Origin of the sequence: Flavobacterium odoriferum (assembly GCF_025499515.1) — a bacterium.
GTDB lineage: Bacteria > Bacteroidota > Bacteroidia > Flavobacteriales > Flavobacteriaceae > Flavobacterium > Flavobacterium odoriferum.
In genome coordinates, this window is record NZ_JAMKFA010000003.1 from 11,950 (window position 1) to 24,696 (window position 12,747).

The 12,747-nt window shown below is 32.5% G+C and carries 15 protein-coding genes; 6 read left to right on the forward strand and 9 right to left on the reverse strand.

Annotated features, from left to right (window positions below; all coding sequences use genetic code 11):
* Positions 1-156: 156 nt before the first annotated feature.
* From M9Q43_RS03000 to rlmD, 4 genes are all read right to left on the reverse strand, one after another.
* The gene (locus tag M9Q43_RS03000) at positions 157-747 is read right to left on the reverse strand and encodes a hypothetical protein (RefSeq protein WP_262317499.1); all 591 of its coding nucleotides are present in this window, start codon (positions 745-747) and stop codon (positions 157-159) included.
* A 128-nt stretch (positions 748-875) separates the two neighbouring features.
* Positions 876-1,577 (reverse strand): DUF6048 family protein, encoded by a 702-nt coding sequence (locus tag M9Q43_RS03005; RefSeq protein WP_262317500.1) that lies wholly within the window; start codon positions 1,575-1,577, stop codon positions 876-878.
* A complete protein-coding gene (locus M9Q43_RS03010) occupies positions 1,558-2,064 on the reverse strand; it encodes a DUF6452 family protein (protein ID WP_262317501.1) in 507 nt (168 codons plus the stop codon). The genes M9Q43_RS03005 and M9Q43_RS03010 overlap by 20 nt, the downstream gene beginning before the upstream one ends.
* Positions 2,065-2,138: 74 nt before the next feature.
* A complete protein-coding gene (gene rlmD / locus M9Q43_RS03015) occupies positions 2,139-3,551 on the reverse strand; it encodes a 23S rRNA (uracil(1939)-C(5))-methyltransferase RlmD (protein ID WP_262317502.1) in 1,413 nt (470 codons plus the stop codon).
* A 122-nt stretch (positions 3,552-3,673) separates the two neighbouring features.
* On the opposite strand from rlmD, the gene M9Q43_RS03020 reads away from it, so the two are divergent.
* The 5 genes from M9Q43_RS03020 (at position 3,674) to M9Q43_RS03040 (ending at position 7,366) form a co-directional block, all read left to right on the forward strand.
* A complete protein-coding gene (locus M9Q43_RS03020) occupies positions 3,674-4,372 on the forward strand; it encodes a DUF1003 domain-containing protein (protein WP_262317503.1) in 699 nt (232 codons plus the stop codon).
* A 31-nt stretch (positions 4,373-4,403) separates the two neighbouring features.
* The gene (locus tag M9Q43_RS03025) at positions 4,404-4,943 is read left to right on the forward strand and encodes a DUF1697 domain-containing protein (protein ID WP_262317504.1); all 540 of its coding nucleotides are present in this window, start codon (positions 4,404-4,406) and stop codon (positions 4,941-4,943) included.
* Positions 4,944-5,161: 218 nt separating this feature from the next.
* Positions 5,162-6,442 carry an ornithine--oxo-acid transaminase gene (rocD, locus tag M9Q43_RS03030; RefSeq protein ID WP_262317505.1) on the forward strand — a complete coding sequence of 427 codons (1,281 nt, stop codon included), beginning with the start codon at positions 5,162-5,164 and terminating at the stop codon, positions 6,440-6,442.
* A gap of 66 nt (positions 6,443-6,508) precedes the next feature.
* Entirely contained in the window at positions 6,509-6,790 is a 282-nt protein-coding gene (locus M9Q43_RS03035; protein ID WP_262317506.1) for a c-type cytochrome, read from the forward strand.
* A gap of 72 nt (positions 6,791-6,862) precedes the next feature.
* Positions 6,863-7,366: a hypothetical protein gene (locus tag M9Q43_RS03040; RefSeq protein WP_262317507.1), complete on the forward strand. Its 504-nt coding sequence runs from the start codon at positions 6,863-6,865 to the stop codon at positions 7,364-7,366.
* 30 nt (positions 7,367-7,396) lie between these two features.
* On the opposite strand, the gene M9Q43_RS03045 is transcribed toward M9Q43_RS03040, so the two are convergent.
* The 3 genes from M9Q43_RS03045 to M9Q43_RS03055 form a co-directional block, all read right to left on the reverse strand.
* Positions 7,397-7,780: a GreA/GreB family elongation factor gene (locus M9Q43_RS03045; RefSeq protein ID WP_262317508.1), complete on the reverse strand. Its 384-nt coding sequence runs from the start codon at positions 7,778-7,780 to the stop codon at positions 7,397-7,399.
* Between the two features lie 6 nt (positions 7,781-7,786).
* Entirely contained in the window at positions 7,787-9,352 is a 1,566-nt protein-coding gene (locus M9Q43_RS03050; protein ID WP_262317509.1) for an FMN-binding glutamate synthase family protein, read from the reverse strand.
* A 256-nt stretch (positions 9,353-9,608) separates the two neighbouring features.
* Entirely contained in the window at positions 9,609-10,163 is a 555-nt protein-coding gene (locus M9Q43_RS03055) for a thioredoxin family protein (RefSeq protein WP_262317510.1), read from the reverse strand.
* Positions 10,164-10,319: 156 nt separating this feature from the next.
* Here M9Q43_RS03055 and M9Q43_RS03060 point away from each other — a divergent pair, with 156 nt between their 5' ends.
* The gene (locus tag M9Q43_RS03060) at positions 10,320-11,339 is read left to right on the forward strand and encodes a quinone-dependent dihydroorotate dehydrogenase (protein ID WP_262317511.1); all 1,020 of its coding nucleotides are present in this window, start codon (positions 10,320-10,322) and stop codon (positions 11,337-11,339) included.
* Here M9Q43_RS03060 and M9Q43_RS03065 read toward each other — a convergent pair.
* Positions 11,325-12,026, reverse strand: a complete 702-nt coding sequence (locus M9Q43_RS03065; RefSeq protein ID WP_262317512.1) for a DUF3307 domain-containing protein — start codon at positions 12,024-12,026, stop codon at positions 11,325-11,327. The genes M9Q43_RS03060 and M9Q43_RS03065 overlap by 15 nt on opposite strands.
* The gene (locus M9Q43_RS03070) at positions 12,023-12,634 is read right to left on the reverse strand and encodes a hypothetical protein (RefSeq protein WP_262317513.1); all 612 of its coding nucleotides are present in this window, start codon (positions 12,632-12,634) and stop codon (positions 12,023-12,025) included. Before M9Q43_RS03070 ends, M9Q43_RS03065 begins: the two co-directional genes overlap by 4 nt.
* Positions 12,635-12,747 lie beyond the last annotated feature (113 nt).

The following is a 12,747-nucleotide window of genomic DNA, read 5'->3' on the forward strand; positions in this document are numbered from 1 at the left end:
AAAATAGAATAAAGAGAAAATCCCGAGTGAATGCTCGGGATTTTTTTGTGCTGGCGCGAGCATCTTGCTCGTGACTATTTCTATGCTTTGCTTTGTGTGCACGAGTGTGACGCTCGCACTAGCTGAACTAGCTTGGGTCAAGCGTCATAACGGAAATTATATGCAATTATATTTTTTTGCTATATGTTCGAATTTTTCAAAACAAATGTTGATTAATTCATCAAACATAAATATAAAATTATCTTTATCATCAAAAATCATTGCTGTTAATTCCATTTTAGAATCTCCAAAAACATTTAATTCATTTTTACTATAGGAAATGCCTGCAATAGCTCCGGGTTCAGAGTTTGAAGTGAAATTAATCATTTGCATAGCATGTTTAATTATTGGATTTTTGTCTGAACGATTACTTTTTTTTAATGGATATCCGTGTTTCTCTTGGTTTACAATATCGATAAGTATTTGAAGATGTAAAGAATTATTTATTTCATCTTCAATAATTTGTGGGTTAATATTTTTGCCTTTTAAGTGGTTTTTTAAATGATCTTTTAAACTTGAAAGATTATATAGAATGATGAATATTTTATTGATGATAGTCTCTTCATCATCATTACCTGCAATTATTGAAAAACTACTTTCGTTCTCATTTTGACTATAATTAACATAAACAGCTACTTCCTCATCAAATCTTCCATTAAGTGATGATATAGTTCTTTTTAATCTTGAAGAAAAATCGTTGTAATCCATTTGCTAAGTTTTGAGATGAAAATAATAGAAGTTATTTTCATCTCAAAAATAATAATAACTAATTCAAACCAAACGAATCACGAATTTAACTTATCAACAAAAAAGGCCCACTTTCGTGAACCTTTTCTTTATTTTTTAACTTCTTTATTCTTTTTATAAATCGGAATAAAATAACTTATCGTATAATTCAAACCAGCTCCAAATTTTCCGTCATAAGTACGATTAAATCCCGGAATGTATAAATTATCAAAGTTTTCAGGTCTTTTATTAGAAACCAAATAGTTCAATCGTAATGAGAAACCTAAATATAAATTATTGAATAGTTCAGCTTTTACACCGCCAATAACTTCAATCCAACTCGCATTTAATCCGCTAAATTTTTCTCCAGAAGTTATAATCGTTTCACCATAATAATTGGTTGGGTCATAAATTTTATATGAATTACGCGTTTGGCTAAAACTACTCACACCATAACGCATTCCCACATAAATCATGTTTTCCATGTCTAACCAGTTTTCAAAAGAGTTGTAGTCAAAACCAACTTTAAAATACGTTCCTTTTGTAGTAAAGTTTAAACGATCATCGTCAACTATTTTTTCTTCGTTACCAATTTCTCCTGCAATATAATAACGTCTAGTTAAGCGATAATCAGCAACAACTTCTAATCCTTTATAATTGTCATCATAAAACGATTTTGTTAATCGATGTAAATCAACACCAACGCGTAAACCATAGCGTTCTGGATACACAATTTTGGTAGTGTCTTTTTTTTGTGCGTTTCCAATTATCGAAAAACACAGCAAAGCGATACTAAAAATAAATCTTAACATGTACTTCATTTTCGTTTTCGATATTAGGTTGAGAAACTACAATATTTTGAATCCAATTAGCTGCATCTGGTGATAGTACAATCGGATTTGTTGGGTCTAATTGAAAAATAGTTTTGTAGCCACAAGCGCGTGAAATATATACATTACTCGTAGCATAATTGAATGTTATTGCATCTGGGTTATCATCAGAAGTATCTGTTGTGTCACCTCCATTTTCAATAAAATTCAAAGTTGTTGTAGTCGAGTTTGTTCGCAAAGGAACTTCAATTTTACTAATTCCAGTAAACGAAAAACGTGTATCAAAAGTAGGTTCGCCTACACCTAAATTGGTAACATTTTTTAATGTTGTTGTGTTTAAAGCATCATAAAATTCTATAACAACGAATGGCGTATTTGCATTTCCGTCGGCACAAATATCATCTTTTTCGCAGTTCCAAAACGAAACGGCTAAAAGCAAGGATAGGGTTATAAAAACTATTTTTTTCATATTTATCTTATTCTGTCAAAATGAGCTTGTCGAAGTCGTTTTGTAACATTTCGACAGGCTCAATGTGACAAGTATTATCTTTTTTCTAAAAGAACCACGTTTTCTACATGATGCGTTTGTGGAAACATGTCCACAGGACGCACACGAACTACTTTGTATTTTTCGTCCATCAAAGCTAAATCACGGGCTTGTGTTGCCGAATTACAACTTACATACACAATTTTTGGTACATCTGTTTTTAATAACATTTCTACCACATCTTTATGCATTCCATCTCTTGGTGGATCGGTGATGATAACATCTGGTTGTCCGTGTTGGTTGATGAATTCGTCATTGAAAACGTTTTTCATGTCACCAACATAAAACTCACAATTTGTAATGTTATTGCGTTCGGCGTTAGCTTTTGCATCAATAATCGCTTCTGGAACAGCTTCTACACCAATTACTTTCTTCGCTTTTTTCGAAACGAATTGCGCAATAGTTCCAGTTCCTGTATATAAATCGTAAACGGTTTCATTTCCTGTTAAACCTGCAAATTCTCTAGTAATTTTGTACAATTCATACGCTTGATCTGAATTGGTTTGATAGAACGATTTCGCATTAATACTAAAATGCAAGCCTTCCATTTCTTCCAAAATATAATCGCGACCTTTGAACAAAATAATGTCTTGGTCATACAACGTATCATTCAATTTTTGATTGATAACATATTGTAACGACGTAATTTGTGGAAAACGTTCAGCCAAGAAATTCATCATCAATTCGATTCCGTTTTTATCGTTTTCATAAAACTGAATCAACACCATAAGTTCTCCTGTTGAAGCAGTACGAATCATCAATGTTCTCAATAAACCTTCTACAGCTCTTGCATTGAAGAATGTTAGGTTGTTTTCGTTTGCAAAACGTTTTATTTCGTTACGAATTTCGTTTGATGGATCTTCTTGTAAATGACATTTTTCAATATCTAAAATTTTATCCCACATTCTCGGAATATGAAATCCTAATGCATTTTTATTATCAAATTCAGTTCCCGATTGAATTTCCGCATCGGTCATCCAACGCGCATTCGAGAAACCAAATTCCATTTTATTTCTGTAAAACAATTGCTTTTCCGAACCTAAAATTGGCTCGAATTCAGGTAATTCAATCTTACCAATTCGTTTTAAATTATTATAAACTTCCTGATTTTTATAGAACAATTGTTGGCTGTACTTCATGTTTTGCCATTTACAACCGCCACAAGCACCAAAATGCTCACAAACCGGTTCAATTCTATGCTCTGAAAATTCATGGATTTTAATTGCTTTACCTTCGTAGTAGGCTTTTCTTTTCTTCATTGTTTGTACGTCTACCACATCGCCTGGTACTACATTTGGAAGAAATATTACTTTGCCATCAGGAGCTTTTGCTACCGATACACCTTTTGCACCTGCATCAAGGATTTTTACGTTTTCGAATACGATTTTGTCTGTTTTCTTTTTTCCCATGAGGCAAAAATAAGAATTGTTGGGTGGATTTGATAGGATTTTTTCATTTTCTATTATTTTTAAAATCAATTTGATAGAATCCAATGTTTTTAATCGTAAATTAGCTAAAATGTTTTTGAATTATGAGAAGCAATAAAACTTTTATAAGTGCTATTTCAAATATTGAATTTCCTCTACAAGATCAGGTATTTGGAAAAACCATACGAAACTCTATTTTAAATCTAATTTTAGAAGATTATCCCGATTTTGATGTGAACGATTCCATTTCTGTACAAGAATTGAATGTGTATCGTGAAAAATATATTTCAAAATACTTGCAAACCGAAATTAGAGAACTTTCAAAATTAGAGAAAGATGTCATCAAATCATTAGGTGACGATACCTCATTTGTAGCCAAAATAGAAGACGAAGCAGATACTAGGAATTATGGTCAAATAATTGCTGATAAAGTGGCATCTTTTGGCGGAAGTTGGACTTTTATTATCTCTTTTTTTATTTTTATTACCATTTGGATTGGTTCCAATGTTATAATTTTCACAAACAAAGAATTTGACCCTTATCCGTTTATTTTATTGAATTTGATTTTGTCTTGTATAGCGGCATTACAAGCGCCTGTGATTATGATGAGTCAAAACCGTCAGGAAGAAAAAGATCGTGAACGTGCCAAGAAAGATTACATGATTAATTTGAAATCAGAACTTGAAATTAGAATGTTAGATGATAAAATTGATCATTTAGTAATGCATCAACAACAAGAGTTAATTGAGATTCAAAAGGTACAAATCGAAATGATGAACGATATTTTGAACCGAATTAAGTAGGAAATTCTATTTTTGTACCAAATTACACCAAATGAAAACCCATTTAGCCTTACTTCGGGGAATTAACGTTTCCGGTCACAACATGATAAAAATGGACGTTTTGAAATCGCTTTTAGAAAATGCTGGATTTCAAAATGTACGCACGTATATTCAATCGGGAAACGTTTTTGTGGATTCGGAAGAAGAACATGGTGCTAGTGTTGGGTTTAAAATCAAACAAGAAATCTTCAAAGAATTAGGATTGGAAGTTCCAGTTGTGGTTATTACTAAAGAAGATTTGGAGGCGTGTTTCAAAAACAATTCATATCTCAAAGAAAAAGATTGCGATACTAAGAAATTGTATGTAGCATTTTTGTCCAAAGAATTACAAGGAAGCGCCATTAATGATTTAAAAATAAGTCAATTCAAACCTGATGAAGCTACAATTGATAAAAGCAGAATTTACATAAAATACGCTGTTGGTGCTGGAAAAACCAGATTAGATCAAAAATATATCGAGAAAAAATTAAACGTTGTCGCTACGATTAGAAACTGGAATACGGTTTCGACGTTGTTGGAAATGTTTGGATAAAAGTTTAAAGGTTTAATTGTTTAAAAGAGTTTAAGTTATTCATAGATTTTTAAAATTTCTATAATTTCTTAAATCTGTGTTCCAAAAGTCAGAAATTCTACAGATTATTAAATTTGAATTTGAACTTGCCCTTGATTTTTGTATTTTTGACAACTATTCGGTTGATTTCTCACCATTAAGAAGGAATTGCGATGTAACAATCAATAAAAAAACATTTTATGTCAGTTTTAGAAAAAATGAGTTCGGCTGAAGCTATTGCATTAGAAGACAAGTATGGTGCACACAATTATCATCCACTACCAGTAGTTTTAAGTAGAGGAGAAGGAGTTTATGTTTGGGATGTAGAAGGAAAGAAATATTACGATTTTCTTTCGGCTTATTCTGCGGTAAATCAAGGACATTGTCATCCAAAAATTGTAGGAGCGATGGTGCAACAAGCCCAAACTTTAACGTTAACATCAAGAGCATTTTACAATGATAAATTAGGGGTTTACGAACAATTTGTAACGAACTATTTCGGATTTGATAAAGTATTACCAATGAATACAGGAGCTGAAGCAGTAGAAACCGCTTTAAAACTGTGTAGAAAATGGGCATACGAGAAAAAAGGAATCAACGAAAACGAAGCGCAAATTATCGTTTGTGATGGTAACTTCCACGGAAGAACTACCACAATCATTTCATTCTCAAACGATGAAAACGCACGTAAAAACTTCGGACCTTATACAGCAGGATTTATTAGCATTCCTTATGATGATATTGAAGCTTTAGAAAAAGCCGTAAATTCCTCAAAAAATATTGCTGGATTCTTAGTAGAACCTATTCAAGGGGAAGCTGGCGTTTACACTCCATCAGAAGATTTTCTTAAAAGAGCAAAAGCAATCTGTGAAGCAAATAACGTTTTATTCATTGCTGACGAAGTGCAAACAGGTATTGCAAGAACGGGTTCGTTATTAGCCGTTTGTGGAAATTGTACTTGTGAAGCAAAATGTGAAAAACAAGCAACTTATACACAACCAGATATTTTAATCTTAGGAAAAGCTTTATCAGGTGGTGCTTATCCGGTTTCGGCGGTTTTAGCAAATGATAGCATTATGAATGTGATTAAGCCAGGACAACACGGTTCTACTTTTGGAGGAAATCCGGTTGCAGCTGCTGTTGCGATGGCGGCTTTAGAAGTAGTTTCAGAAGAAAGTTTGTCTCAAAATGCCAGAAAATTAGGGAAAATCTTCCGTGAGGAATTAGCAAAATTTATTGAAACATCAAATGTAGCAACTTTAGTAAGAGGAAAAGGATTATTAAATGCTGTTGTAATTAACGATACTGAAGAAAGCGACACCGCTTGGAATATTTGTGTACGTTTAGCAGAAAACGGTTTATTAGCAAAACCAACACATGGAAACATCATTCGTTTTGCTCCACCATTAGTAATGAATGAAGAGCAATTGAGAGATTGCGTTGCGATAATAGTTAGTACCTTAAAAGAATTTGAAAAGTAGAAATAAAGTCTAAAAATCCTGCTCATTGCAGGATTTTTTTATATTTACAAGATTAAACTAACTGACATGAAAACTAAATTAATTGCGATTGCTTCATTTTTTCTTATAATTTCTGCTTGTTCATCAAATAAATCAACTATTCAGGAACCAACAACAATAGCTGTTAAAATGAATAAGGATGAAGCTGGGAAAATGTTATACGAAAATAATTGTGCTAAATGTCACGATTTATATAGTCCTAAAGATTTTAATGCAGAACAATGGAAGCCAATTATGTTAAGTATGCAGAAAAAAGCTAAAATTTCAGATGAAGAAAGAGAAATAATTTACGCTTATCTAACAAAATAATAAAAAGTAATCCGTCAATTGGCGGATATTTTTTTGGTATCATTTTTGTATTTTTACCATCAATTAATAGCCATGAAAATAAAATTATCTTTTTTCTTTCTTCTTTTCTCTTTGTTCTCCTTTGGGCAAGTGCCGCATTGTGGCTTTGATTTTACGTCGTATTTAGTAGTAAAAGCCCATGAAGAAGGAAAATCTGATAATATTCCCGATTTAAAAATTACGTTGGTCAACGAAAAAGGAGAAGAAGTCATCAACGAGAATAACAAATACAGTTGGAAATACGGTAACCAAGCTTTAGTTTTTACTCGAAATCATTTAATAAGTAAACCAAACGAAGCTGAGAAATGGTTTTTTCCTTACGCTGGTGATACGTATTTACTTTCAGTAACGAATACATTTCCTGCGGAAGAATTCTTTATTAAAATTCAAGATACTAAAGGAATCTACAAAGAACAATTGGTACAATTACAAGCTTTTAATATGTACATTTTATGTTCGAGTGAAAACGAACGTCAAGCCAGAAGTTTCGGACCAAGAAGCAATAATCCTATTGAAGTGATTGTTGAACGAAAATAAAAAAACACCTCAAAAAAGGTGTTTGCTAAATTAATTACCGTTGTTAACAGCAATAACTTTTAATGTTTTGTTGCCAGCAGGCAATTCCCAATCTACTTGATCGTTTACTTTAAACCCAATAATCGCCACACTAAGCGGAACTAAAACTGAATATTTACTTTCTTTTATATTCGCCTGAGAAGGCAAAACAATTTGAAATTTCATTTGTTTTTGAGTGCTCATGTCTTCAATGATTACCTCAGAATTAATTCGAATAATATCATTTTCGATAGCATTATCTTCTACAATATTGCCTCTATCTAATTCTTCCATTAGTAATTTTATTTCTCTTGCACTTGTTGCCGAAAGATTCGTTTTGGTAATCTTTTTTAGCAGTTTATGATCGCTTGACGTAAATGTTGGTATTGGTTTCATATTATTTTAATTTAAATTCATGAATTCTTCTCGGTTGTACTTTATAGAATCTTTATAGTAAATCTCTGTGAAATTTTGATTGGAATTGTGTTCCACTCTTTTATACAAGAAATCGGGCGTTATTTCTTTCGGATTTTCAAATCCACAAGCACCAATAAATTCACCAAAGGCTTTTAAGGTGTTTTTATGAAAATTAGCAACTCTAACTCTTTTATCGGTTACATCTAATCCTTTGTATAACGATTTATCTTGCGTTGCAATTCCCACCGGACATTTTCCGCTATCGCATTGTAAAGCTTGAATGCATCCAAGAGCAAACATCATTCCTCGGGCACTATAACAAGCGTCAGCACCTAAAGCCAACGTTTTTGCAATATCAAAAGCAGAAATAATTTTTCCAGAAGCTAAAATTTTAATTTCGTCACGCAAACCATATTCTTTTAGAGTTTGGTTTATAAATACAATTGCATCTGAAAGCGCCATTCCCATATAATCGATAAATTCAAGAGGTGCCGCACCTGTACCTCCTTCAGCACCGTCAATGGTAATAAAATCGGGATAAATTTTAGTGTGTAACATTGCTTTTACGATATCTATAAATTCATCTTTTCTACCAATACAAATTTTGAAACCCACTGGTTTAAAGTTGGAAAGTTCTCTCAATTGTCCAATAAAATATAGCAATTCGGTAGCATTTGAAAAGGCGGTATGACCAGATGGCGAATGTACCGTTGTAAAAGGTTTTATACTTCTAATTTTTGCTATTTCAGGTGTGTTTTTTTCTGCTGGAAGTAATCCACCATGTCCTGGTTTTGCTCCTTGCGATAATTTTAATTCAATCATCTTTACTTGTTCGTAATTGGATTTTTGAGCAAATAATTCACTAGAAAAGTTTCCTTTTTCATCTCTACAGCCAAAATATCCTGTTCCAATTTGCCAAATCAAATCGCCTCCCATCAAATGGTAATCACTAATTCCTCCTTCGCCTGTATTGTGAGCAAAATTTCCAAGTTTAGCTCCTTCGTTTAACGAAGTGATGGCAGTTTTACTCAAGGCGCCATAACTCATAGCGCTAATATTATAAATACTAGCATTGTAAGGTTGTAAACAATTTGAGCCACCAATTAGCGTTCTAAATTTTTTCTCGTCCGCTTTTTTTGGATACACTGAATGAGCTGCCCATTCATATCCAATACGATTAGGGTCGTCTTGCATTCCAAAGGAAATGGTTTGTTTTTCGTTTTTAGCTCTTTGATAAACAATAGAACGTTGTCTTCTGTTAAAAGGCTTTCCATCTAATTCACCTTCAAAAAAGTATTGACGAAATTCAGGGCGAACCGATTCAAATAAATAACGTAAACGTCCTACTAATGGATAATTTTTTCGCACCGAATGCTTAGATTGAAAGCTGTCAATGGTTACTAGAACAAGCATAAGTAAAGGGGCAAATAAGAAAACAGGATGCACTTTATAATACGCAACCAAAAAAAGAGTTCCCGTCAAAAATGATAACGTGATTAACCAAATTATATGGCGTGCATATAATTTTCCTAAAAGTTTTTTTTGCGACATGATACTAGAATTAAAAAAAAATAATGATTACAGAAGATACTTCTGAAATGAATAGAAAATGTTGTAAGTAAAAATCCTCCGTCTGAGAATTAGGAATAGGGTAGACGGAGGCCTAATTGATAAAGGCCTTGCTGTGTGTAAATGCTACTACTTTTGTAATAGTATTTGAAATTAAAGTGATATTTGAAACTAGGTATTTCAAAATGAATAGGTTTAATTTGGGTACAAAGTTAAGGAAACTAACGAGATAAAAAAATTACTTCCACTTAATATTACACCCAATACTCGGTTTCTGTTCCGGATTAATTAATCGATTCATCACCACACCATCAATAGCGCTTCGTAAATCAGAACCACTCAATGGAATTCCGTTTGCAGGTCGGCTGTCGTCTAATTGTCCGCGGTAAACTAGTTTGTTTTGATTGTCAAAAAGATAAAAATCAGGTGTACAAGCGGCATCGTAGGCTTTGGCTACTTCTTGTGTTTCATCATATAAATAAGGAAATTCAAAACCATTTTCAAAGGCAAATTCGGTCATTAATTCAGGAGCATCTTGCGGATATTTTATAACATCATTGCTCGAAATCGCTATAAAACCAATTCCCTGAACACGATAATCGTTCACTACGCGAATTACTTCTTCTATCACGTGATGTACAAACGGACAATGATTGCAAATGAACATTACCACCGTTCCTTTTTCACCTTTACAATTAGCAAATGTTTTAAAATCGGTAGCATTGGTATCTCTCAAATTGAAATCAGGAGCAATTGTGCCTAATGGTAACATGTTGGAAGGAGTTTGAGCCATTTTAAATTTAGAATTATATTTTAATACCTTTTACTTTAACCTTTTTACTTTTAACTTCATTAATTATACGCACCAAATCTTTTATTGTTACAAAATGCGTCAATACTTTTTTTTGGAATAGCATTTTCTTACTTTTGCACAACAACACAACACACTATGTACAAAATCTTCATTCGTCCGTTACTTTTCTGTTTTGATCCAGAAAAAGTGCATTATTTTACCTTTTCATTAATTCGTTTTCTGAATAAAATTCCAGGTTTTTCAAGTTTATTTCAAGCGCTTTACGAAGTAAAAGATGCCCGTTTAGAGCGAGAAGTTTTCGGAATTAAATTTAAAAATCCGGTTGGATTAGCGGCTGGGTTTGATAAAGATGCGAAGTTATATCAAGAGCTGTCAAACTTTGGTTTCGGATTTATAGAAATTGGAACATTAACTCCTGTAGGACAAGAAGGGAATCCAAAAAAACGTTTGTTTCGCTTAAAAGAAGACAATGCGATTATTAATAGAATGGGATTCAATAATGGCGGCGTTAAAGAAGCGGTGGAACGTTTGAAACAAAATAAAGGCGTTTTAATTGGTGGAAACATCGGAAAAAATAAAGTTACGCCAAACGAAGAGGCGGTTAAGGATTACGAAATCTGTTTTGAAGCTTTGTTTCCGTATGTCGATTATTTTGTGGTGAATGTGAGTTCGCCAAACACGCCAAATCTTCGCGAATTACAAGATAAAAAGCCTTTGACTGAGTTGTTACAAACACTTCAAGATAAAAACAATGCAAAACAAAAACAAAAGCCAATTTTACTAAAAATCGCTCCTGATTTAACTGATGAGCAACTTTTAGATATCATTGACATTGTTAATGAAACCAAAATTGCAGGTGTAATTGCTACCAATACTACGATTTCTCGCAAAGGTTTACAATCGGAAAACAAATCAGAAATGGGTGGTTTATCTGGAAAACCATTAACCAAACGTTCAACTGAAGTGATTCGTTTTCTTTCGGAAAAAAGTAATAAGTCGTTCCCAATCATTGGAGTAGGTGGAATTCATACTGCTGAAGATGCGATTGAAAAGTTGAATGCTGGTGCAAGTTTAGTGCAACTTTATACAGGATTTATTTATGAAGGACCAGCTTTAGTAAAAGCGATTAATGAAAAGATTTTAGAAAATTGCTAATTGAACGAGTAATCCTATTAGTAACGCAATCCCGAAACTTAACAAGGTTCCAATAAGTACATATTCCGTTAGTTTTCGGTCTTTTGCGGCTTTTAAATCACCAAATCTAAAAATTGACTTTGCTGCCAATAAAAATCCAATAGCTTCAAAATGATGGGTCAAAATGAAGCAAAAAATGAATAATCGTTCTAAAATTCCAATATAATTCCCAGCATTTTCAAGCGAATTGTCTTTTGCTTTTTTTTCTGGTGTCCAAATGGAAATGATATTTCGAATGATGATTGATGTGGGTTTTGTTAATAATACAATTCCTGTTATGATAATCCAGAAATTATTTCCAAAAAAGCTAAAATCTATTGTAGTATTTGTGTAAAGAAATGCGATTCCTACAAGGGTTATTATGTGTAAAAATTGATCCAAAAGAAACCAAAACCGTTTCGTTTTTTTAGTTTGAAATTGCAATTTGAGATAATCTATTACACCATGTAGAACTGCTAAAAGTAGTGCAAACCAAAGGAAATTTTTCTCAAAAACGAGTGTGAAAGCTAAAATACCGTGAAGAAGTATATGAAAATATAAATAAATACTTTTGTGTTTTTTAGCTTCTTTATCTAAAACCCAAGTGGTTGGTTGCAATAAAAAATCGCCAATTAAATGTGCTAAAAGTAATTTTACGAGTACAATCATACTTCAAGAGTTTTAACTTTTTTTCTAAAATAGTGTTCCACTTGCATCATCAATTCAAAATTAGAACGTTTTTGTCTTCTACTTACAGCTGCTTGATTAATGCCAAGTTTTACACCTATTTCTTCTTGTGAAAGTGTAGGGTTTTGAATGGCAATTAAAACAAATTCTGCCGACTGCTGCAACCAATTGTCCATGAATGACAAGCTTAATTTAAGCATTAAATTCAACTCTTCATCAAATGCTGTATTGCCTGTATTTAATACTAAATTTAGTTTCTGCTTTTTTAAGGTTTCAAATGTTTCACCTGAGCGAACAAAGGCTGTTCCGTTGCTTTCTGTTATTTTTCTCGTTTTATATGTTTTGTCTCCAAATCCTAAACTCATTCGTACATCTAAATTGATGGATTTGAAAAAAGCTTTAATTTGAAACGCGATTAATAACGCATCTTCTGGATTTTTAATTTCCATCTGAAATTCATCGCCACGGTAAATTTCCCAATCATTTGGAGATTTCCCAAAAGTCAGCAATAAAGCTTTTAAATCATCTATCCATTTCTTGGAAGAAAGCTTTCTCGATTTGACTATATCTGCTGTAAGTATCACAATCATGACTCAAATGTATAAAAATATTTTATAAAAACAAAAAGTATTACCAAAAAGTGTAATATTTACAATTATTACCAAAAAGCGTAATATTTACAATTATTACCAAAAAGCGTAAT